Source organism: Clostridium sp. JNZ J1-5 (assembly GCF_053901425.1).
Genome location: NZ_CM132773.1, coordinates 2,006,375 through 2,029,142, shown reverse-complemented (window position 1 = coordinate 2,029,142; position 22,768 = coordinate 2,006,375). Strand labels below are relative to the sequence as shown.

The 22,768-nt window shown below is 33.3% G+C and carries 14 protein-coding genes, 7 tRNA genes, 3 rRNA genes and 1 other annotated feature; of the genes, 4 read left to right on the top strand and 20 right to left on the bottom strand.

Features of this window, described 5'->3' with window-relative positions; genetic code table 11:
• Positions 1-26 precede the first annotated feature (26 nt).
• Together ACWW38_RS09905 and ACWW38_RS09900 are read right to left on the bottom strand one after the other, a co-directional pair.
• Positions 27-497, bottom strand: a complete 471-nt coding sequence (locus ACWW38_RS09905) for a hypothetical protein (protein WP_456257409.1) — start codon at positions 495-497, stop codon at positions 27-29.
• Positions 498-791: 294 nt separating this feature from the next.
• A tRNA-Arg gene (locus tag ACWW38_RS09900) sits at positions 792-868 on the bottom strand.
• A 192-nt stretch (positions 869-1,060) separates the two neighbouring features.
• Between ACWW38_RS09900 and ACWW38_RS09895 the strand changes: the two genes are divergently transcribed.
• Both ACWW38_RS09895 and ACWW38_RS09890 read left to right on the top strand, forming a co-directional pair.
• Positions 1,061-1,366 carry a phasin family protein gene (locus tag ACWW38_RS09895; protein ID WP_456257408.1) on the top strand — a complete coding sequence of 102 codons (306 nt, stop codon included), beginning with the start codon at positions 1,061-1,063 and terminating at the stop codon, positions 1,364-1,366.
• A 119-nt stretch (positions 1,367-1,485) separates the two neighbouring features.
• Complete coding sequence (locus ACWW38_RS09890) at positions 1,486-3,087, top strand: ABC1 kinase family protein (protein WP_456257407.1); 1,602 nt, start codon at positions 1,486-1,488, stop codon at positions 3,085-3,087.
• Between the two features lie 35 nt (positions 3,088-3,122).
• Here the strand turns inward: ACWW38_RS09890 and ACWW38_RS09885 are convergent, their stop codons facing one another.
• Both ACWW38_RS09885 and ACWW38_RS09880 read right to left on the bottom strand, forming a co-directional pair.
• Positions 3,123-5,873 (bottom strand): YhgE/Pip family protein, encoded by a 2,751-nt coding sequence (locus tag ACWW38_RS09885; RefSeq protein WP_456257406.1) that lies wholly within the window; start codon positions 5,871-5,873, stop codon positions 3,123-3,125.
• Positions 5,874-6,073: 200 nt separating this feature from the next.
• On the bottom strand, positions 6,074-6,640 hold the full coding sequence (locus tag ACWW38_RS09880) for a TetR/AcrR family transcriptional regulator (RefSeq protein ID WP_456257405.1): 567 nt from the start codon (positions 6,638-6,640) through the stop codon (positions 6,074-6,076).
• 175 nt (positions 6,641-6,815) lie between these two features.
• Here ACWW38_RS09880 and ACWW38_RS09875 point away from each other — a divergent pair, with 175 nt between their 5' ends.
• Together ACWW38_RS09875 and ACWW38_RS09870 are read left to right on the top strand one after the other, a co-directional pair.
• Positions 6,816-7,541: a YwaF family protein gene (locus ACWW38_RS09875; protein ID WP_456257404.1), complete on the top strand. Its 726-nt coding sequence runs from the start codon at positions 6,816-6,818 to the stop codon at positions 7,539-7,541.
• A 78-nt stretch (positions 7,542-7,619) separates the two neighbouring features.
• A complete protein-coding gene (locus ACWW38_RS09870; RefSeq protein WP_456257403.1) occupies positions 7,620-8,507 on the top strand; it encodes a phosphatidylserine decarboxylase in 888 nt (295 codons plus the stop codon).
• On the opposite strand, the gene ACWW38_RS09865 is transcribed toward ACWW38_RS09870, so the two are convergent.
• The 16 genes from ACWW38_RS09865 to ACWW38_RS09790 form a co-directional block, all read right to left on the bottom strand.
• Positions 8,502-9,233: an MBL fold metallo-hydrolase gene (locus tag ACWW38_RS09865; protein WP_456257402.1), complete on the bottom strand. Its 732-nt coding sequence runs from the start codon at positions 9,231-9,233 to the stop codon at positions 8,502-8,504. The genes ACWW38_RS09870 and ACWW38_RS09865 overlap by 6 nt on opposite strands.
• A 145-nt stretch (positions 9,234-9,378) precedes the next feature.
• Positions 9,379-9,455 (bottom strand) — tRNA-Arg (locus tag ACWW38_RS09860).
• Positions 9,456-9,605: 150 nt separating this feature from the next.
• Positions 9,606-9,696 (bottom strand) — tRNA-Ser (locus ACWW38_RS09855).
• A 32-nt stretch (positions 9,697-9,728) separates the two neighbouring features.
• Positions 9,729-9,819 (bottom strand) — tRNA-Ser (locus ACWW38_RS09850).
• A 78-nt stretch (positions 9,820-9,897) separates the two neighbouring features.
• Positions 9,898-9,988 (bottom strand) — tRNA-Ser (locus ACWW38_RS09845).
• Between the two features lie 117 nt (positions 9,989-10,105).
• Positions 10,106-11,386 (bottom strand): serine--tRNA ligase, encoded by a 1,281-nt coding sequence (gene serS / locus ACWW38_RS09840; protein ID WP_456257401.1) that lies wholly within the window; start codon positions 11,384-11,386, stop codon positions 10,106-10,108.
• A gap of 84 nt (positions 11,387-11,470) precedes the next feature.
• Positions 11,471-11,666, bottom strand: a binding site (T-box leader).
• A 79-nt stretch (positions 11,667-11,745) separates the two neighbouring features.
• A complete protein-coding gene (locus ACWW38_RS09835; protein WP_456257400.1) occupies positions 11,746-11,973 on the bottom strand; it encodes a DUF1667 domain-containing protein in 228 nt (75 codons plus the stop codon).
• A gap of 27 nt (positions 11,974-12,000) precedes the next feature.
• Positions 12,001-13,395 (bottom strand): FAD-dependent oxidoreductase, encoded by a 1,395-nt coding sequence (locus ACWW38_RS09830; protein ID WP_456257399.1) that lies wholly within the window; start codon positions 13,393-13,395, stop codon positions 12,001-12,003.
• A gap of 174 nt (positions 13,396-13,569) precedes the next feature.
• A complete protein-coding gene (locus ACWW38_RS09825; RefSeq protein WP_456257398.1) occupies positions 13,570-16,287 on the bottom strand; it encodes a UPF0182 family protein in 2,718 nt (905 codons plus the stop codon).
• A 25-nt stretch (positions 16,288-16,312) separates the two neighbouring features.
• On the bottom strand, positions 16,313-16,825 hold the full coding sequence (locus ACWW38_RS09820) for a 3H domain-containing protein (RefSeq protein WP_456257397.1): 513 nt from the start codon (positions 16,823-16,825) through the stop codon (positions 16,313-16,315).
• A 12-nt stretch (positions 16,826-16,837) separates the two neighbouring features.
• The gene (locus tag ACWW38_RS09815; RefSeq protein ID WP_456257396.1) at positions 16,838-17,338 is read right to left on the bottom strand and encodes an HD domain-containing protein; all 501 of its coding nucleotides are present in this window, start codon (positions 17,336-17,338) and stop codon (positions 16,838-16,840) included.
• A gap of 138 nt (positions 17,339-17,476) precedes the next feature.
• Positions 17,477-17,552: transfer RNA gene (locus ACWW38_RS09810), tRNA-Ala, on the bottom strand.
• A 3-nt stretch (positions 17,553-17,555) separates the two neighbouring features.
• Positions 17,556-17,632: transfer RNA gene (locus ACWW38_RS09805), tRNA-Ile, on the bottom strand.
• A gap of 5 nt (positions 17,633-17,637) precedes the next feature.
• A 5S ribosomal RNA gene (gene rrf / locus ACWW38_RS09800) occupies positions 17,638-17,754 on the bottom strand.
• A 107-nt stretch (positions 17,755-17,861) separates the two neighbouring features.
• Positions 17,862-20,764, bottom strand: a 23S ribosomal RNA gene (locus tag ACWW38_RS09795).
• Positions 20,765-20,970: 206 nt separating this feature from the next.
• Positions 20,971-22,482: ribosomal RNA gene (locus ACWW38_RS09790) — 16S ribosomal RNA — on the bottom strand.
• The 16S, 23S and 5S rRNA genes sit together here with 2 tRNA genes alongside, the layout of an rRNA operon.
• Positions 22,483-22,768: the final 286 nt, after the last annotated feature.

The window sequence follows — 22,768 nt, the reverse complement described above, 5'->3', positions numbered from 1 at the left end:
TCTTACTCTCTTACATTATTATATAATTATTTATATTTTATAAATGGTTTTAAATTATCTATATGTTTATGCTCTTCCTTAATTATTCTAGACAATATTTTATATGTAACTCCCTGTGAATCTTCTCTTGATTTTACTATTCTTCCTTGTATGTCTATGAGCAATGCCAGGTTTTGATTTTCAAGATCTAATGCACTCAATAAAATTTCCTTACTCTCCTTAAAACTTTCAACATTAATACTTTCCTTATATTTATTAACTAAAAATGAAGCCTTATCATAAGCTATAAAGTCTATTTCCTCCTCATTGCCTTTTAGTTGATTTTTTAAAGCCTTATAATATTTTATATGTCTCTCTTCTTCCTTGGCTAATACCATAGCTATAGATTTAACTCTATTATCTTTATGTTCCATGTTTAAAATAGTATTATATATATTAAATCCTTTTTCTTCAATTTCAATAAATTTATCTATTAAATCTAATATAGTATATCCCATACACCTTTCCACCCCATAACAATATTATTATATATTTATAATTATAATAAAAAAGCTCCTTCGTCGCTTTCGCTATGGAACCTTAGGTTCCCTTCGACGACGCATTCGCGTCTGAGCACCCTCCTTAAATAAGCGGGGAATCCTTCCCCTGCACCCCTTTTTTTATTCTATAGGATATCTACTAACATTTCAATTAGCAACTCTTATTGAGGAAATTATCCAAATTCTATTTTACTTATAATTTCCTATAGAATAAAAAAGCCTGCAATAATACACTATTATTACAGACTTTTTTGGTGCACCCGAAGGGAGTCGAACCCCCGGCCTTCCCCTTAGGAGGGGGACGCTCTATCCTACTGAGCTACGGATGCATATTAGCTTTTACCATAATATTTTATTTCAGTTTTCATATAATGTCAACCTCATATAGAAAAATGATTATCATAATTTTATAAACTTTGTATGAACTTTACATTAAACTATTTATAAAGCAGATTGACGAAAGTATAATATATCTATAGGAATTATTTTCATTTAAAACATAAACAAGGAGGATATTATATATGATAGATGAATTAAAAAATTTATTTTTAGCTGGTATCGGTTCTGCTGCCTATACTTATGAAAAAGCAGCTAAATTAGTTGATGAATTAGTAGCAAAAGGAAAAATAACTATTGACGAAGGAAAAGAATTATCACAAGAATTAAAGAGAAACTTTAAAGATAAAACAGAAAAAACTGCTGATAAAGTAAAACCTATAACTAAAGAAGATATGAAAGAGCTTTTATCAGAAATGAATTTCGCAACTAAAAATGAAATTGAAGAACTTAAAGCAAGACTTGATAAATTAGAAAATAAAGGTGAATAATAAATAAAAGCCCTTACAATTAGTTAAGGGCTTTTATTTTAATATGCGGTTATATTTAGAATATATGTATAAAATAAACATAAGTTAAACTATTCCGCAGTACAAAAGCGAGGTATCATATGGCTAAAAACTCTGTTCAAAGATTTAGAGAAATTGTAAAGACTTTAGCATTTTATGGTTTTGGATATATAGTAGACAGTAAAATAAAAAATCAAAAAAATGCTCCTGCAAATTTAAGAAAAGCTTGTGAAGAACTAGGACCCACCTTTATAAAGATAGGCCAAATATTAAGCACAAGGCCAGATTTACTCTCTGCTGAATATATAGAAGAACTTTCAAAACTTCAAGATAACGTAGCTCGTGAACCCATTGAAAATATAAATAAAGTTTTTTATAAGGAATTTAATAAATCCATAGATGAAGTTTTTAAAAGCTTTAATAAAGTTCCACTTGCTTCTGCTTCTATGGCACAAGTTCACGAAGCAACTTTAAAGGATGGAAAAAAAGTTATAGTAAAAGTTCAACGTCCAGAAATAGCTGAAAAAATGTCTTTGGATATATCTATTCTTTATAAAATATCACGTCTTACTAAAGTAAAGTTTAGTGATACTCTTATAGATTTTGAAGAAGCTTTAGATGAACTCAAAACCTCTGCAGAGCAAGAATTAGACTTTAAAAATGAAGTTAAAAATATTGATCGTTTTAAAGAATTAAACAATGAAGTTAAATTTGTAAACGCCCCTTATGTTATTCATGAATTATCAACTAAAAAAGTTATAACTATGGAAAAAATAGAGGGAATTAAAATAAGTAATACCAGAATGTTAAAAAAAGAAGGATATGATCTTCAGGATATAGGACAAAAGTTAGCTTTATCCTTTTGTAAACAAATATTTGAAGATGGCTTTTTTCATGGAGATCCTCACCCTGGAAATATAATAATAAGTGATAATAAAATTTGTTTCATAGACTTTGGAATGATGGGTGTTTTATCTAAATCCCTGAAAAACTCTTTAAGTGAAATGATGTATGCCTTTGCATCTACAGATATAAATAAACTTATATCTGTACTTATGTCTATTGGAATAAAGAAAGGTTACGTAAACAGAAATAAGCTCTTTGAAGACATAGATTATCTTATAGATAGCTATTTTTCAACTTCTCTTTCAAATGTAAAAATTTCACTTTTACTTGAAGATATTTTAGAAACTGCTAAGGGTAACAATATAAGCCTTCCTAAGGATTTTACAATACTTATCAGAAGTATGATTATAATGGAAGGAGTAATAGTAAAGTTATCTCCAGATGTTCAAATCTTAGATATAATTATGTCTTATGTTAAAAACAGTGGAGACTTTTCTCTATTTAAGAACTTTAATATGGATGAATTTTTGATTAGAGTTGCTACTTTTACTAAAGATTCTTCAAGACTTCCTACTAAAATAATAGAAGTATGCGATAGCGTAATGCAAGGAAGAGCTAAAGTTCAACTAGAACACAAAGACCTAAATAAAAATATAAATGAATTAAATAGAATGATAAATAGAATGGTAATAGGTTTAGTAATTTCCTCAATGATAATAGCTTCATCTTTAATTTTAAATACCAATATAGGTCCTAAATATGCAGATATATCTATAATAGGATTAATTGGTTATGGAATAGCTGCTTTTATGGGATTTTGGCTTCTTATATCAATAATACGATCTGGAAAAATATGAAAAGAGATGCAACATTTAAGATGCATCTCTTTTTATTATGCTACTATTTCTCTTTTAGCTTTAATTTTTTCTTGTACTTTATCTGCATGTCCCTTCATTATAACTGAAATTACTAAGAATACAATCATTATTCCTGCAAGTACTGCTGAGTCATGCGCAAGAGATGAATAATTTACTCCTGAAATTATTTCTCTAAGTCCATCTGTTGCATAAGTAAATGGCATCATTGGGTTTAATACCTTAAAGAACTTAGGAACAACTTCTAGTGGGAAAGTTCCAGCTGATGAAGTTAATTGTAATATTAAAAGTACTATAGCAAGTAATCTTCCTGCTTGACCAAGTAAAAATACAAGGCTTTGTATTATCGCAATAAACACGAAGGATAAAAATACATTAAATAAGAAATATAGTGGTATATTTGCCGGTTTTAATCCTAACATCAATACTACTACGCTAGCTAGTACTGCTTGTAATATCCCTATATATCCATAGGATAAGAATTTACCAAGTACTATTGAAGCTGGGCTTGCATCTATATCATCATCTACCTTATCTGTTATGATGAAGAACATCATAAGAGCTCCTACCCATAGAGATAATGGTATAAAGTAAGGTGTAAATCCTGTTCCATAGTTAGGTACCTTATTTATTGGTGCTTCATTAAGTATTATAGGTTCTGATACAAAGCCTCCCATTTCATCGCTGCTAACTTTTAATTTATCATTTAATTCTTTTGAGCCATCTCCTAGTTTATCACTAAGTTCTTTTGACCCATCATAAAGTTTATCTACTCCGCCAGAAAGCTCAGGAATTTTTCCATTTAATTCTTTCAATCCATTATTTAATTTTGTTGAACCATCAGCTAAGGCATCTACTCCTAATATTAATTGATTAGAAGCACTATATAATTGATCAATTCCACCTGTTAATTGTGGCATTGATGCAATTAATCCCTTTGCCATAGCTATATTTTTATCATTTAAAGCATTTTGCGCTACTTCTAATATTTTTGCATTATCACTTAAATCTTTTTTCATCTTTACTAGTTGACTTACTAGTTGTGGTGAATTTTTAATTGAAGCCATTTGCTCTGGTGTCATGTTCTTTTCTAATGCTTCAATCATTGGTTTTGCATAAGCTATATCTTGTTGTAGAGTTTGAATTTTTACTAAAGATGCTTTTACATCTGTAGTTCCTAGTGTTTGTAATAATCCATTTACTGCATTTAAGCTTTCTGCATTACTGTCAAGTTCTTGTTTAACTTGTAAAACTTGAGGCAATACAGCTTTTAGATATGCTATGTTTTCATCGCTCAAAGCAGCTTTAACACCTTCTATAACATCTGCATTTTCTTTTAAATCCTTTTGAAGATTAGCAAGTCCAGAAATGTTTTTACCCATTTCATTCATTGCTACAGCTGAATTTTGCATATTTTTAGATGTTTCTGTTGTTAACGTGCTATATCCTTCTACTATTCCTAGAAGTTGTTGTACTTGAACTGGGCTTAAGTTTGTATTTGTTTTTATTGCAGCCTCTAGTTCTTGTTTATGTGCATTTAACTGGTTTGAACTAGTTATAAACTTTTCTGATGATGCCTTTTGTGATTGTAAAAAAGTATTTATTCCATTTACATCTACCTGTGTTAATTTGCTAGCTTCATCCATTATTCCTTTTAACTTATTTGAATTTTGTAGTAATCCAATTAATGGAGTTACCTTATTAGCATCAATAGCTTTTAATGCTCCTGCATCTTTCATTAATTTTGACATATTTTGAATAGTTTTTGGATCTGTAAGTTTATCCATTCCAGGCATATTCATTATAGTCTTTGCTTTATTCATATCTATTGCTAAAAAGTCATTTACTGCTTTATTCATTAGTCCTAAATTTTGTGCTGTAGCTATAGATGGTAACATTTCTAGGGCTGAAGTATCTGCACTTTGCAAAACTTTAGCATCATTCATAATAGTTTTAACACCATTTATGCTCTCATCGCTAACTAAACCTTTAAGCTCAGGGTGTTTAGCTACTCCATCTGCAGCCATGTCTACTTTTGATTTTAATTGTCCAATACCACTACCCATAAGTGGAACTTTGCTTTGTAACTCTTTTAGTCCACCATTTAATGCTCCAGAACCATCATATAATTGTTTAACACCGTCTTGCATTTGAGGAACTTTATCTTTAATCTGTCCTACTCCATCTGCAATTTTTCCACTTCCATCTGCAGCTTTTTCCATACCATCTTTAACTTCATATAAGCTATTAAAAGTAACCTTAGTAAATTCTTCTGATATACTTTTTATAACCTTTGCTTTTATTTCTCCGGCAACTTTTCCGTTTATTTGAGCTGCTAAAAAGTTCTTCTTTTCATTAGCAATATAATCTATAGATGGCTTATCTATTTTTCCGTCTTTAACTTGTACTATTTTTTTTGAGAAATCTTCTGGTATAACAAAAATTGCATAATAACTCTTACCTTTTAATCCTTCTTTTGCTTCATCTAGCTTGGAGACGAACTTAAAGCCTATTTCTTTATTATCTCTAAGTCCATCCTCAATCTCTTTACCATAATTGACCTTTTCTCCATCTTTTACACTTCCGCTATCTAAATTAACAACAGCCACTGGCATTTGATCTAATCTAGCATATGGATCCCAGAAGGCTGCTAGATAGAGTAAGCTATATAGAAGAGGTACAATTATAATTGCTGTAACAGATATTCTAATAAATCTGTTTTTAAATATACTAGCTATGTCTCTACCAGCTATCTTTAAAAATTTCACTATATCACCCCACTCATTGTATTAATTGCTTATTAAAGATTTCTCTCGACAATTTAAACTGACTATTCAGTATAAACTGACCGGTCAGTTTATTTATACACCTTTTTATTTATGTTGTCAATAATTTTTTAATGATACTTTTTATAGGTAAAATAAAAAAATAGCATAAAGCCTTATTTTTAGCTTTATGCTATCTTAAATTATTTAGACATTCCATATAACATATAATTTATTAAATTGTCTATTATCTCTTCAATATTTATCCCGTCTTTATTTATTAGCTCATATACTGCTGTAGAGCATAATGCTCCAAAAAATGTATATGCCATAAAAGAGGCATCTCCATCCTTTATAACTCCTTTTGTTATTGCTTCTTTTATGTATCCTTCTATGAGACTTATATACTTTTGAACAACTTCTCTAAGTTCTAGTTGTCTCAACTCTACTCCCCAAAGCTGACTCATTATTACTTTAAAAAAGTCTCTATTCTTGTAAACTAATTCTAATTGAATTTTACATAAAGTTTTTAACCTTTTTATAGGGTCTTCTACTTTTTCTACCTCTTCTTGGACCTCTGTTTTTATTTTTTTCATGCCTTCTTTTACTATGTACTTAAATATTTCTTCTTTACTTTTAAAATGATAATATAATGTTCCCTTGGCCACCCCTGCATTTATGGCTATATCATCCATAGTGGCCCCATTATAGCCTTTTTCTGAAAAAATTTTTATAGCCGCATTGAATATAGTTCCCTTAGTTTTATTCATCAATATCACTCCAAAAATTATTTATGATGACCAGTCAGTATAATTTCTCTCTATTCATTATACTTATTATTATAATATATCTCAACCCTTTTTACATACTAAGTAATTATTTTATAGATTAATCTTTATATATTTGCAGAAAATAAATATATCCAATTTTAAAGAGGTGATTATTATGGATTTTTGGAATTTATTTTGGAAACCAGTTAATGAAGAAAAAGCTCTAAAGCCTTTTTCTATACCTCATATTATGTGCTTACTTATAGTTATATTAATAATTTTATTAATGTATATTTTTAAAGAGAGTTTGAAAAAACCTAAATATGAGAAAAAAGTTTCAAACATTATTGGAATAACCTTAATCTTTCATCAAATTTCTATTTATATCTGGTATATAACTAATGGAAAACTTAATTTAAAAGAAGCATTACCATTGTATTTATGTAGACTATCGATAATTCTTTCTATTGTGGTTATGCTCAGTAAAAGCCGGAGAATATTTGATGTATTATATTTTTGGGGACTTGGTGGTGCCTCCGTTGCTCTACTTTTTCATGATACTTCCATATATCCTTTTCCTCATTATATATTTATCCAATTTTTTATATCCCATGGCGGGATTTTAATTTCTGTATTTTTTATGATATTTGTTCATGAATATACCCCAAATTTAAATTCATTAAAAAAGACTATTAAATGGACTATTATATATTTTTGCGTAACTATACCTGTTAACTATTTAATTGATGCAAATTACTGCTACTTAAGATACAGACCTTATTCTACTCCATTGGATTATTTACCAAATAATCCTGTATACTTTGTACCTTTTATTATACTTGGAATGTGCCTTTTATTCTTCTTATTATACTTGCCATTTAAAGATAAATTATCATTCTAATATATAAAATGGTTAATTTTTATGTTAATATAGCTTTAGCTAAATTAATTCAATGTCATATATATGTGAGGATAATTTATGATTAAATATTTTAATAGAAAAAACAAAGAATACGAAATTGAAAAAGTTGCAGGAGACAAATACTTAGAATGGACTTATTCTTCTCCAATAGGAATGAAATCCTTAGAACTTTTAATTAAGAAAAAATTATTTTCAAAGATTTATGGAAAGATATGTGATTCTAAATTAAGCATAGGAAAAATTCAAAAATTTATTAATGAATTTAATATAGATGAAAAACACTTTAAAGATCCTAAATCTAGTTATAAATGTTTTAATGATTTTTTTACTAGATCTTTAATTACTGAAGTACGCCCAATAGATTATAATGCTAATGTATTAATTTCACCTGGGGACGGAAGGCTTTTTGCTTATGAAAATATTGATATCAACAATTTGGTTCAAGTTAAAGGATTTACCTATAGTCTAAAGGAACTTATAAAAAATGATTCTCTTGCTGAAAAATATTTAGGTGGTATCTGTCTTATTTTAAGACTTGCTCCTATTGATTATCATAGATTTCACTTTATTGATAATGGATCATGTGAAAAAACTAATATAATTCCCGGGCAATATTATTCCGTAAACCCTATTGCCTTAAAGAAAATACCAAAGTTGTTTTGCCAGAATAAAAGAGAGTATAGTCTATTTCATTCTCATAACTTTGGTGATGTACTCTACATTGATGTAGGTGCTACTTGTGTTGGATCTATAGTCCAAACTTACACTCCACTTAAAGAAGTTAAAAAAGGCGACGAAAAAGGCTACTTTAAATTTGGAGGATCTACTACTATATTATTTTTGCAAAAAGGTGTAGTCTCTATAGATAAAGATATAATATATCAAACTAATAAGGGCTATGAATGTAAAGTAAATATGGGGGAGAGAATAGGAATTAAACTATAATTCAAATAGTAGTCCAGTTTCTGCTTTGTATATTTCACCATTAAATTCTTCTTTAGCCTCTTTAACTAAATCATCTAAATCGCCGTAATGAGGAAAATGAGTTAAAACTAATTTTTTAACTTTAGACATATTGGCTATCTTACCAACTTCCCCAGCTGTAAGATGGCCTTTTATTTTTTCTATCTGATTATTAAAAAGACTGGTCTCACATATTAGTAAATCAGCATCTTTTGATATTTCTAGCACATTGTTACACCATTCTGTATCACCACTATATGATACAACTTTCCCCTGCTCCTCAAATCTCATGGCTAAGCAAGGGACTTCATGCTTTATCCATTTAAAACTTATATCTAAATCGCCAAATCTAAGTTTAGTATTCTCATCTATTATCTTAGCTATAGTCATACCTTTGTAATTTAAATCATTGAATTTAGAATCTAAGTTATGTGCATATATTTCTAAAGGTTTTTTTCTCTTTCCTAAGCTTGAAGAAATAGCAGCTTCATATTGGAATGAAAATATATCTGATATGTGATCTGCATGATAATGAGATAAAATAACTGCATCTATTTTTGATAACTCTATATAATTTTGTAACTTAGAAAGTACTCCTGAGCCACAATCTATTAATATATTATAATCTTTACCTTGAAGTAAATATCCTGAAGTAGCTTCATTCTTATTAGGATAAGCTCCCCAATAGCCTATTACTGTTATTTTCATCTTCTTCTCTCCTTATAAAAAATATTATTATTTTAAAATTTATTATATATTAGTATATCGTAAAACTCTAATTTATATTTTAACTATAATCCTATTTATAGTTAAAATATAAAAAACCTTGTAAACTTAGTGTTTACAAGGTTTTTGGTGCGCAAGAAGGGATTCGAACCCCCGGCCAACTGGTTCGTAGCCAGCTACTCTATCCAACTGAGCTACTCGCGCATATCTATATTTAACATATTTATATTAACATAGGAACTATAAAAAATCAAACATTAAACTATACTGCAGATCATCTAATGCCACTATAGCTCCTATGCTACATAGGGATTATATCCTCATTAAAAAACACCCAATTAAAATTGAGTGTTATGGCGGAGAAAGAGGGATTTGAACCCTCGCGCCGGTTACCCGACCTACGCCCTTAGCAGGGGCGCCTCTTCGGCCACTTGAGTATTTCTCCATGTCCTACAATTGAATTTTTTATTAAAATAATGGCGGAGAGATAGGGATTCGAACCCTAGGTGCGCTCACACGCACGCCGGTTTTCAAGACCGGTGCCTTAAACCAACTCGACCATCTCTCCAGATGTCACTTAAACATTATAATATAATAATATAAAAATGTCAATAAACATTTTATTTGTAAAACTTATTAAAAATAATGGCGGAGAGATAGGGATTCGAACCCTAGGTACGCTCACACGTACGCCGGTTTTCAAGACCGGTGCCTTAAACCAACTCGACCATCTCTCCTAGTTGCGACGATATTTATTATAACAAGATACCGCCGCATTGTCAACTTTTTTATATATAAATTTTATACTATAATAAATCTTATTTTAAAGTATTTACTTTCCATTTTTTATTATACTACTTAAGAACCTCTTCATTTCTCATATATGGTCTTAATACTTCTGGAATTGTTACTGTTCCATCTTCATTTTGGTAATTTTCAAGTATTGCTGCAACAGTTCTTCCTACAGCTACTCCTGATCCATTTAGAGTATGAATAAATTCTGGTTTAGATTTTGCATCTTCTCTATATCTTATATTAGCACGTCTTGCTTGGAAATCTTCAAAATTACTACAGCTTGATATTTCTACATATCTATTGTAACTTGGCATCCATACCTCTATATCATACTTAAGAGCTGCTGTAAATCCTAAATCTCCTTTACATATTCTAACTACTCTATAAGGTAATCCTAATCCTTGAAGTACTTCTTCTGCGTCATGAGTTAACTTTTCAAGCTCATCATAAGATTGTTCTGGTTTTGCAAACTTAACAAGCTCAACCTTATTAAATTGATGTTGACGTACAAGACCTCTTGTATCTCTTCCTGCTGATCCGGCTTCTGCTCTAAAGCATGCGCTATATGCAGCATGTTTTAGAGGAAGTTCATCCCCATTTAATATTTCATCTCTATAAAGATTAGTTACAGGAACTTCTGCTGTAGGTATTAAGAAATAACCGTTATTTTCTACCTTAAATGCATCTTCTTCAAACTTTGGAAGTTGACCTGTTCCTATCATACTATCTCTATTTACCATGTATGGAGGTAGTATTTCTAAATATCCATGTTCTATAGTATGCATATCTAAGAAATAGTTTATTATAGCTCTTTCTAGTCTTGCACCTAAACCTTTATAAACAGTAAATCTTGAACCTGCTATTTTGCCTGCTCTTTCAAAATCTAACAATCCTAAGTCAACACCAATATCCCAATGAGCTTTTGATTCAAAGTCAAATTTTCTTGGATCTCCCCATTTTCTTATCTCAACATTATCTTCATCAGTTTTACCTTCTGGAACATTTGGATTTGGAATGTTAGGTATTCTAAGCATTATATATTTTATTTTTTCATCTACTTCACTAAGTTCTACATCATGTTCTTTAATTTTGTCAGCAAGTTCCTTCATTTCAGCCATTACGCCACTTACATCTTTTCCTTCTTTTTTAAGTTTTCCTATTTGAGTAGATTCACTATTTCTTTTGCTCTTTAATTGTTCAACCTCTACTAATATTTCCCTTCTTCTTTCGTCAAGAGAAACCACATCATCTATTAATTTAGAGTCAAAGTCTTCTCCTCTACCTTCCATTAATTTTTTAATTTCTTCTGGATTGTTTCTTATTCTTTTTAAATCTAACATATTTGTATTTCCTCCTTGTTAGTATAAAATATATTAAAATGATTATTTTATAAAATAAAAAAAGAGTCTTTCATCCTACTTTACAGTAGGGACGAAAAACTCCGCGTTGCCACCCTATTTGGTTTATAAATAAACCCTCTTATCCTTTTAACGACTTTTAGCCGTATTGCTCATCACAATACCTCGGAGGTGGATTCACAAAATATAAGGTATGGATTTTCACCAGCCATCCACTCTCTTAATCCTAATATTAAGTTACTATTCTCTTCAACGGTTTAAATATGAATTTTTAATCATTATAATTATAATATCACAAAATGTCAATAAATTATTTATATTTAGTTAATATTTTATTATTTTTACATAATACTTTTTGTGCACACAATGTCTACTCCTGTATTTAATATATTTCTACATATTACATCTCCACATTTTATTGGAGCTCCTACGTGTATTCTGCTTAATGCTTTTGAACATTCAATAAGCAAGCATTTATCAATAGGCTGGCTACTTTTAACAGGAACGACATTGCATTCTGCGCCTTTTATTCTTACCACAGATGTAAAAGTTTTTTTATTACCTATCATTATATTAACACCTACTTAGCTTACATTTTACATATCGTCAAATTCTTTAATTCTATTTAATAATATTTTTGAGTTCTTAGAATCTTTAACTATGTCTGTCATCTTCTTATTTGTTTCTCTTGCTAAAATTGATACTATTTTACTCATACAGTGTGCACCTTTGCAACTTCCTGCACCTGCACCTGTTCTTCTTTTTATTCCCTCTACTGTTCTAGCTCCCAAAGGTCTTCTTATAGCGTCTATAATTTCTCCCTCTGTAACCTTATTACATACACATACTATTTTACCATATCTTTTATCTAAACTAATAATTTTACTTCTATCTTCATTAGACATATCTTTAAATTTATATATTTCTCTTCTTTTGTCATTAAAATCACTTTTAATCTTACATTTTAAATTACTTTCTACGGTCTCTCTAACTACTCTAGCTATAGATGGTGTCATAGTAACTTCTGCATAACTTTTTCCTGTAATCTTTATATAACCATTATCTACTAGACTATCATCAATAACTATGCGTTCATCATAGTATGGTGATTCGTAAAAAGTATTTATATCATTAGGCTTTATTTCAGGTATTAAAGAACTAATCTTTCTATAACACTCTTCGTAAGTGATATTTTCACTTGTTTTCACAGCTGCTATATAGTTTCCTTGTACTGTTGGATGCATATATACAATTTCATTATTTTTATCATTAAAACTTAAAACTATATTATTAAAGTTATATTTAAATCCTTTTTCAATTAAGAAATATTTTAAATATCCTTTCTTTTCATAAGTGTATTCTTTGAATCCATCTATATTGTAATCCTCTGGAGTAGTATTGATGACCATTCTACATGTGAATTTATTTTTATTTGTAACTACCTTAAATCCTTTACTTATCTTGTTTATATCCTCAACTATCTCTTCTAATTTAAAAGATACACCATTATCAAAGGCAACTTCTCCATAAGCTATTCCCAGGTCATATGGGCAAATTACTGCTGTATTTTGTGAATATATTGCTTTTTTAACATTTATATTAAGATTAGGTTCTAACTCATATATATATTTTCCATCTAAAATTGCTATATTAGAGATTCCTCTTTTTATTGATCTTTTATACATATATTGTAGATTTTCTTCCTGTTTTTCATTCTGTGCAACTATTATAGAACCATATTTTTTATACGGAATGTTAAATTTTAAAGCTAAGTCATTAATAATATTATTCCCCATAAATTCAAGCTGTGACATTATATTGTCTTCACATTGTATTCCATCATATATTATAGCCGAGTTAACTAATGCTACATCATCAGCTATATCATAATCTTTTTCTATAAGTGCTATATTTAAACTATATTTTGATAATTCATATGCAACTGCGCATCCTATTAAACCTCCGCCTAATATTAGAACATCATAATCCATAATAATCCTCCTAAGCAGACTTATGTATAAACATAAGCTCAATCATTATGTCCAATATATAATTTTTCTCTCCACTATATATTATAATATCTTTTTTCATAAATGAACAAATATATTAGCACTTTTAGCAAATAAAGTGAAGAGTTTTTATCTCTTCACCTTTTTATTGCTATACTATTCGCTTAATTTATTTAAAGATTCTCCTAATTGCTTTATATATTCACCATATTTAGCCCAATCTCCGCTTTTTTGAGCCTCTAATGCCTTATTATATAAATCTTTTGCTTCTTTAATTTTATTAGGCACCTGCATTGTATTCCCTTTATCTTCAGTTTCTTCATTCTTTTTATCATCATAATTAAATAATTGTTTTAATGCATCATCTACATTATTCGCTAAAATCATTTTATCTGCATAAGAAACTACTACCCTCTTCATTTCTGGTGTACTTTTTTCTCCATCTGCTCTTAAATAAATTGGTTCAATATACATCAATGAATTTTCTACAGGTATAATCATAGTATCTCCAAATTGAACCTGCGAACCTTTAGCATCCCACAATGATAACTCTTTAGATATAGTTGTATCCTGTTTTATCTTTTGTTTAAATAGTATAGGACTGCTAACTGTTTCGCTTTCTGTTGTTGGAAATTTATATAAAACTAATTTACCATAGTTATCTTTATCCATTCTTGCTCCAAAAAGTGCAACCATATTTTCTCTTTGTCTTTGGTTAAAATATTCAATTAGAACCATTTCTTCTTTTGCTTCACCAGGTAATTTCATAATTATATAAGATGCTGGATTTATAGAATCTTTTCCTTCAACTTGTTTTTGATTTTTTGAAATATCCCATAAATTTTGACCACTAAAGAATTCACTTGCATCATCAACATGATATTTTTCCATAACCTTGCATTGAGTTAAAAAATAATCTTCTGGATACCTAAAGTGTTCTTTAAACCCTTCCGGAATTTCACTTACGTCCTTAAATAGCTTAGGAAATATCTTAGAATAACTGGCAGCTATGGGTTCGTTTTTATCTATTAAATAAAAATCAGTAGTGCCATTTACCGCATCTATTATAACTTTAACTGAATTTCTCATATAGTTAATATTATTTATAGGTTCTGAAAAAGGATATCTATTAGACACTGTATATGCATCAATTACCCAATATAATTTTCCTCCATTTATAACTATATAAGGATCTTTGTCATATGTTAAAAAAGGTGCTATTCTTTTTACTCTATCTACTATATTTCTACGTATTAATATCTTACTATCTCTAGTTATATCTCTTGATAATAGAAACTTAATATCCTTTTGGTTAATAGCAAATAATATTCTGTTAAAAAAGTTCATTTTTATACCTGCTGTGCCATCATAATTTTTAATAGCTTCATCGCCAGTTTCCTTTGGATAATCCATTTCATTTATTTTTGTATTAACTATAGCATATTCATTAGTTTTTTCTCCAAAATAAATTCTTGGATCATCAATTTTTATACTAGATTTATTAGATAGTGGCATGTCCTTGACTACAAAATCAGGCTTTCCTTCTGATGTAACTGATTTAACTTTGCTCATTACTATTCCATATCCATGTGTATAAGTCAAATGTTTATTTTGCCATGTACTAGCTTTATCTTGCAATTTATCATATTCTAATTCTCTAGGTGCTATAAACACTTGAGTATACTTTCCATTAATATTATATCTACCTATATCAATATCATTAAATCCATAGTAATTTTTCTTACTTTCAACCTGGTTATAAAATTCTAGAGCAGGTGCAACCGAATTAACTTTGATATTTTCTATAGTATCTCTATTTCTATCTATAACTTCTTTTGAAAGGTTATTTGATAAGGGATATGATTTTTCTTCTATATTATCAATACCAAAAGCTTTTTTAGTAGAATTCATATTGTATTCAATAAAAGGAGCTTCAAGGCTTTTTTCATTAGATTTTACAATAAACTTTTGCCACATACTAGCTACTATATTCTCAGAAATCATTAACAAAAGTATTAATACAACTGAAACTACTATAGGTTTAACTTTTGATTTTAACACACTTATAAATACTACAATAGAAGAAATCAATGAAACAACTACTATCACCTCATAAAATTTCAAAGTTATCTTTGTATCTGTATAACTAGCTCCAAAAGCTACCCCCCTTGGAGAATACACTAAATTCCAAGCCTTGATTGCATATCCAAGAGATATGAATGCAAGTAAAAGTGCTCCTATAACTGCCAGCTGTTTACCTGCAAATTTAGTTATACCACTTTTAAAATTAGTTATTTTAGAAAAGTCAGTAGATGTTTGTCTACCAAACACTATCCTATCTCTAGCACTTAAAACAAAATAAATTACCACTGTAGCTATAACTAAAAATACTAACAAAGACATAATTATTCCGTACAATGACTCTATTAATGGTAATTTAAATATAAAAAATGATATGTCCATATTAAAAATTGGATCTTGTACATTAAACTTAGTTGAATTAGTAAACTGAAGTACTCTATACCAGTAGGTTACTGCAAATGAGAATGATATTAACAACGAAACAATAGAGTTAAATAAAATAAATATTTTTCTTTCTCTTTTTTCTCTTAATGTATCTACTTCTACAACAGTCTTAAACTTTATAACGCTCTTCCTTATACTCTTATAATATATCCATATTGCTAAAAAACAAATTGCAAATATGGGAATCATTAATTTTAAGGTAGCAGTTATTTTAGTAAAATATACTGAAAAATAACCTAATTCGCTAAACCATTTAGCGTTAATGATAATATTAAGTATTTGATTTAAAAAGCCTATAATCAAGCCTATAATTAAAATTACTATTATAAAAAGTCTCTTTTTTTTCATATAATCCCCCTGATAATCTTATATATTAATCAATAAGATAACCTTTATTTCTTAATTCATCAATAATTTTTTTCATATTTTCTTTCGTATCTGCCTCTATAGTATGTAGATGAATCCCTCTAGTAAGTGATAACAAAGGTTCAGCATCATACTGTTTTATTTTGCTTATAAAATTTTGGACATCATAAGGTGTTTTTACCATCAACATGGCCTTAATTTCCCCATAGAGAGGATGTTCAACTATCACATCTTTTATCAATCCACCATACTTAACTATAATTTGCAGCTCATTCTCTATATCTTCTCTACTATGGGAAATAGCTATAATTTTTTCTATACCTTTTTTATTATCACTTGGAATCATATATCCTTCTGGAGTTGCTATTATCTTTGTTCCTTCTGCCCTTAGAATAGCTATATCTTTAACTATTACTTGTCTAGTGACTCTTAACTCCTCAGCTAATTCTTGACCTTTTTTAGGCTTCTTTATATCATTTAATAATTCTTTAATATATTCTCTTCTCTCCTTAGATGTCATATTATCACCACCTTAATTTTTACTATCACACATTTTTAATATTTCTAATTCTTTATCATATTTTATATCGTTACTATGATGATTTCTAATTAAATCTAATATTTTTTTATTATCTATATAATTTTTTAAAATATCATATCCTTTTTCTCCATGATTATAGTATATATCTATTTTTTTCGATTTAGAAAAATTTTTAATTTTACCTTTTGTAAATTTATCTAATAAGACTATAATTGATTTCTCTATTAAATTTAAACTTTTTTCTATTTTTCCTATATCATGCAACAAAGCCACTTTAACAAAAGTATATTCCTCTATTTCTATATTGTAATCGCTGTATGCTGCTTTGACATCCCTTGCTGTTCTTATTGAGTGTGTTTGATCATAAACTTTTAGTTTATTAAAAAGATTTAATTCATCTTTATCTAAATATTTATTTATAAAATCCTTATCTTTTTTACTAACTTTAGAATTTATTCCCCAATAAAATTGTTTAACTCTGTATAATATCATTATTCACTACCTCTTGCTATTTAAATAACTAATTATATAATACCACATTATTTTATATCTTTACAAAAATAACAAAGTAATACAAAATAAAATATTTATAAAATAAAAAACAGTCTTGATTAATTCAAGACTGTTTTATGGTGGAGATAAAGAGATTCGAACTCTTGACCCCCTGCGTGCAAGGCAGGTGCTCTCCCAGCTGAGCTATACCCCCAAATGGTGGACCTTCAGGGACTCGAACCCCGGACCTACCGGTTATGAGCCGGTTGCTCTAACCAACTGAGCTAAAGATCCATTGGACCTGGCTACGACCTACTCTTCCACACCGTCTCCAGTGCAGTACCATCGGCGCTTTGAAGCTTAACCTTCGTGTTCGGAATGGGTACGGGTGTTACCTTCAAGCCATAATAACCAGATTATTTTTCCTCGTTACAGATAAAAATTATATCAGCTTTTTTTAATTCTGTCAACGAGTTTTTTGAAAAAACTTTTGTTCTTTCAAAATTGCACAGTGAATTAATATTTGATCAAGCCCTCGATCTATTAGTATCAGTCAGCTTAATGCATTGCTGCACTTACACCTCTGACCTATCAACCTGGTAGTCTTCCAGGGATCTTACTAGCTTACGCTATGGGAAATCTAATCTTGAGGTGGGCTTCACGCTTAGATGCTTTCAGCGTTTATCCCTTCCCGACATAGCTACCCAGCTGTGCTCCTGGCGGAACAACTGGTGCACCAGAGGTCAGTCCATCCCGGTCCTCTCGTACTAAGGACAGCTCCTCTCAAATTTCCTACGCCCACGGCGGATAGGGACCGAACTGTCTCACGACGTTCTGAACCCAGCTCGCGTGCCGCTTTAATGGGCGAACAGCCCAACCCTTGGGACCGACTACAGCCCCAGGATGCGACGAGCCGACATCGAGGTGCCAAACCTCCCCGTCGATGTGGACTCTTGGGGGAGATCAGCCTGTTATCCCCGAGGTAGCTTTTATCCGTTGAGCGATGGCCCTTCCATACAGAACCACCGGATCACTAAGCCCGACTTTCGTCCCTGCTCCACCTGTATGTGTCGCAGTCAGGCTCCCTTCTGCCTTTACACTCTACGCGCGATTTCCGACCGCGCTGAGGGAACCTTTGGGCGCCTCCGTTACCTTTTAGGAGGCGACCGCCCCAGTCAAACTGCCCACCTAGCAATGTCCTGTGACCAGATTCATGGCCGCCAGTTAGAATTCCAGTACTATCAGGGTGGTATCCCAAGGACGACTCCACGAAAGCTGACGCTCTCGCTTCTAAGTCTCCCACCTATCCTGTACAGACAATACCGAAATTCAATGCTAAGCTACAGTAAAGCTCTACGGGGTCTTTCCGTCCAACCGCGGGTAGCAAGCATCTTCACTTGCACTTCAATTTCACCGGATTTGCTGCCGAGACAGTGCCCAAATCATTACGCCATTCGTGCGGGTCGGAACTTACCCGACAAGGAATTTCGCTACCTTAGGACCGTTATAGTTACGGCCGCCGTTTACTGGGGCTTAAGTTCACACCTTCGCTTGCGCTAAGCATTCCCCTTAACCTTCCAGCACCGGGCAGGCGTCAGCCCCTATACATCAGCTTACGCTTTAGCAGAGACCTGTGTTTTTGATAAACAGTTGCTTGGGCCTGTTCACTGCGGCCTGCTCTCGCAGGCACCCCTTCTCGCGAACTTACGGGGTTAATTTGCCGAGTTCCTTAGCAGCAATTCTTCCGACGGCCTTAGGATTCTCTCCTCATCTACCTGTGTCGGTTTGCGGTACGGGCACCAATTTGCTCCATAGAGACTTTTCTTGGCAGCGTGGAATCAGATACTTCGCCAAAATAGGCTCCCCATCACACCTCAGGCTCAGTTGAGCGGATTTGCCTACTCAACACCCTAAGTGCTTAGACGCACATCCAATAGTGCGCACATCCTATCCTCCTGCGTCATCCCATTTGTCAAACGCATTTTGGTGGTACTGGAATATCAACCAGTTGTCCATCGCCTACGCCTTTCGGCCTCGGCTTAGGTCCCGACTAACCCTGGGAGGACGAGCCTTCCCCAGGAAACCTTAGATATTCGGCCAACAGGATTCTCACCTGTTTTTCGCTACTTATGCCAGCATTCTCACTTCTGCACTGTCCACCACTCCTTACGGTATGGCTTCAACCTGTACAGAAAGCTCCTCTACCACGTGTCGTTAGACACATCCATAGCTTCGGTGGTAAGTTTGAGCCCCGTTACATCTTCGGCGCAGGATCTCTCGACTAGTGAGCTATTACGCACTCTTTCAATGAGTGGCTGCTTCTAAGCCAACATCCTAGTTGTCTTAGAAATCCCACATCCTTTACCACTTAACTTACACTTTGGGACCTTAGCTGATGGTCTGGGCTGTTTCCCTTTTGACCACGGATCTTATCATTCGTAGTCTGACTGCCGGGGTACGAGTATATGGCATTCGGAGTTTGATAGGGTTCAGTAACTGTTGTCAGCCCCTAGCCCATTCAGTGCTCTACCTCCACTACTTATTACCCGACGCTAGCCCTAAAGCTATTTCGAGGAGAACCAGCTATCTCCGAGTTCGATTGGAATTTCTCCGCTATCCACAGCTCATCCCATGGTTTTTCAACACCAACGTGGTTCGGACCTCCACGAAATTTTACTTTCGCTTCATCCTGGCCATGGATAGGTCACCCGGTTTCGGGTCTACGATATGCAACTAGTTGCCCTATTCAGACTCGGTTTCCCTTCGGCTCCGCACCATAAGTGCTTAACCTTGCTACATATCGTAACTCGCTGGCCCGTTCTACAAAAAGTACGCCGTCACACATTAACGTGCTCCGACCGATTGTAGGCACACGGTTTCAGATTCTATTTCACTCCCCTCCCGGGGTTCTTTTCACCTTTCCCTCACGGTACTTCTCCACTATCGGTCACTAGGTAGTATTTAGCCTTGGGAGATGGTCCTCCCTGCTTCCCACAAGGTTTCACGTGTCTCGTGGTACTCTGGATTAGATCTTGCCTCATTTCCTTTTTACCTACAGGGCTATTACCCTCTACGGCTGAACTTTCCAGTTCTATTCGGCTAAAGAAACTTTGGCGTTATGATCTATCCTCAACCCCAGAAACAAAGTTTCTGGTTTGGGCTCTTCCCCTTTCGCTCGCCGCTACTGAGGGAATCGATTTTTCTTTCTCTTCCTCTGGGTACTTAGATGTTTCAGTTCCCCAGGTGTTCCTCTATGCACCTATGAATTCAGTACATAGTATCTAGCGTTAGCTAGATGGGTTTCCCCATTCGGAAATCTGCGGATCACAGGCTATTTGCGCCTACCCGCAGCTTATCGCAGCTTATCACGTCCTTCATCGGCTCCTAGTGCCAGGGCATTCACCGTGCGCCCTTTGTAGCTTGATCTTTTTAGTATATTTAATATACTTAATTCAGCTTATTACTAAGTTTTACTTAGTTCTAGGTTTAATCTTTATATTCACTGTGCAATTTTCAAAGAACAAATCGCTAAACACGTTAGTGTTCAACGTCCTTAGAGAAACTTATAGTCTCTCAAAATTAAACAGAATTAAGAACCAGTCTATGAAAGCAGTGCTTTCATTTCTCCCTAGAAAGGAGGTGATCCAGCCGCAGGTTCTCCTACGGCTACCTTGTTACGACTTCACCCCAATCACCAATCCCACCTTCGACCGCTGGCTCCTTACGGTTACCTCACGGGCTTCGGGTGTTACCGGCTCTCATGGTGTGACGGGCGGTGTGTACAAGACCCGGGAACGTATTCACCGCGACATGCTGATTCGCGATTACTAGCAACTCCAACTTCATGTAGGCGAGTTTCAGCCTACAATCCGAACTGGGACCGGTTTTATAAGTTTAGCTCCCCCTCGCGGGATTGCATCTCATTGTACCGGCCATTGTAGCACGTGTGTAGCCCTAGACATAAGGGGCATGATGATTTGACGTCATCCCCACCTTCCTCCTGGTTAACCCAGGCAGTCTCGCTAGAGTGCTCAACTTAATGGTAGCAACTAACAATAGGGGTTGCGCTCGTTGCGGGACTTAACCCAACATCTCACGACACGAGCTGACGACAACCATGCACCACCTGTCTTCCTGTCCCCGAAGGGACTTCCTCAGTTACGAGTAATTCAGGAGATGTCAAGTCTAGGTAAGGTTCTTCGCGTTGCTTCGAATTAAACCACATGCTCCGCTGCTTGTGCGGGTCCCCGTCAATTCCTTTGAGTTTTAATCTTGCGACCGTACTCCCCAGGCGGAATACTTATTGCGTTTGCTGCGGCACCGAGGGTGGTACCCCCCGACACCTAGTATTCATCGTTTACGGCGTGGACTACCAGGGTATCTAATCCTGTTTGCTCCCCACGCTTTCGTATCTCAGCGTCAGTTATAGTCCAGAAAGTCGCCTTCGCCACTGGTGTTCTTCCTAATCTCTACGCATTTCACCGCTACACTAGGAATTCCACTTTCCTCTCCTACACTCTAGACACCCAGTATCAAATGCAGCTCCCAGGTTAAGCCCGGGGATTTCACATCTGACTTAAATGTCCGCCTACATACTCTTTACGCCCAGTAAATCCGGACAACGCTTGCCACCTACGTATTACCGCGGCTGCTGGCACGTAGTTAGCCGTGGCTTCCTCCTTGGGTACCGTCATTATCGTCCCCAAAGACAGAGTTTTACAATCCGAAGACCTTCATCACTCACGCGGCGTTGCTGCGTCAGGGTTTCCCCCATTGCGCAATATTCCCCACTGCTGCCTCCCGTAGGAGTCTGGACCGTATCTCAGTTCCAATGTGGCCGATCACCCTCTCAGGTCGGCTACGCATCGTCGCCTTGGTGAGCCGTTACCTCACCAACTAGCTAATGCGCCGCGGGCCCATCTCAAAGCGGATTACTCCTTTGATTATCTCTTCATGCAAAGAGATAATGTTATGCGGTATTAATCTCCCTTTCGGGAGGCTATCCCCCACTTTGAGGCAGGTTGCCCACGTGTTACTCACCCGTCCGCCGCTAATCCATTCCCGAAGGAATTTCATCGCTCGACTTGCATGTGTTAGGCACGCCGCCAGCGTTCGTCCTGAGCCAGGATCAAACTCTCAATTTAAAAGTTTAATCTTACTCAAATTTATTGACTGGCATTTCTTTTTACCTTAATTCTGTTTAATTTTCAAAGACCATTTTTCATCGCCATGTTTCGACGACTTATTTATTTTATCATAATACTTTTTTATTGTCAACATATTTTTATTAATTAGCTTTAATGTTAATGTTTAAACTTAAGTATTATTCAGTCACCATTTCGGCGACAAGGAATATAGTATCAAAATAGCTATTTTCATGCTAAACAATTTATTTCTATTTACTCAATTTATAATTATTTATCTCTGCAT

Excerpts from the sequence above, each read along its gene's own strand:
- ACWW38_RS09905 (WP_456257409.1), bottom strand. The coding sequence starts at position 497 with ATGGGATATACTATATTAGATTTAATAGATAAATTTATTGAAATTGAA.
- ACWW38_RS09895 (WP_456257408.1), top strand. The coding sequence starts at position 1,061 with ATGATAGATGAATTAAAAAATTTATTTTTAGCTGGTATCGGTTCTGCT.
- ACWW38_RS09890 (WP_456257407.1), top strand. The coding sequence starts at position 1,486 with ATGGCTAAAAACTCTGTTCAAAGATTTAGAGAAATTGTAAAGACTTTA.
- ACWW38_RS09880 (WP_456257405.1), bottom strand. The coding sequence starts at position 6,640 with ATGAATAAAACTAAGGGAACTATATTCAATGCGGCTATAAAAATTTTT.
- ACWW38_RS09875 (WP_456257404.1), top strand. The coding sequence starts at position 6,816 with ATGGATTTTTGGAATTTATTTTGGAAACCAGTTAATGAAGAAAAAGCT.
- ACWW38_RS09870 (WP_456257403.1), top strand. The coding sequence starts at position 7,620 with ATGATTAAATATTTTAATAGAAAAAACAAAGAATACGAAATTGAAAAA.
- ACWW38_RS09865 (WP_456257402.1), bottom strand. The coding sequence starts at position 9,233 with ATGAAAATAACAGTAATAGGCTATTGGGGAGCTTATCCTAATAAGAAT.
- serS (WP_456257401.1), bottom strand. The coding sequence starts at position 11,386 with ATGTTAGATTTAAAAAGAATAAGAAACAATCCAGAAGAAATTAAAAAA.
- ACWW38_RS09835 (WP_456257400.1), bottom strand. The coding sequence starts at position 11,973 with ATGATAGGTAATAAAAAAACTTTTACATCTGTGGTAAGAATAAAAGGC.
- ACWW38_RS09830 (WP_456257399.1), bottom strand. The coding sequence starts at position 13,395 with ATGGATTATGATGTTCTAATATTAGGCGGAGGTTTAATAGGATGCGCA.
- ACWW38_RS09825 (WP_456257398.1), bottom strand. The coding sequence starts at position 16,287 with ATGAAAAAAAAGAGACTTTTTATAATAGTAATTTTAATTATAGGCTTG.
- ACWW38_RS09820 (WP_456257397.1), bottom strand. The coding sequence starts at position 16,825 with ATGACATCTAAGGAGAGAAGAGAATATATTAAAGAATTATTAAATGAT.
- ACWW38_RS09815 (WP_456257396.1), bottom strand. The coding sequence starts at position 17,338 with ATGATATTATACAGAGTTAAACAATTTTATTGGGGAATAAATTCTAAA.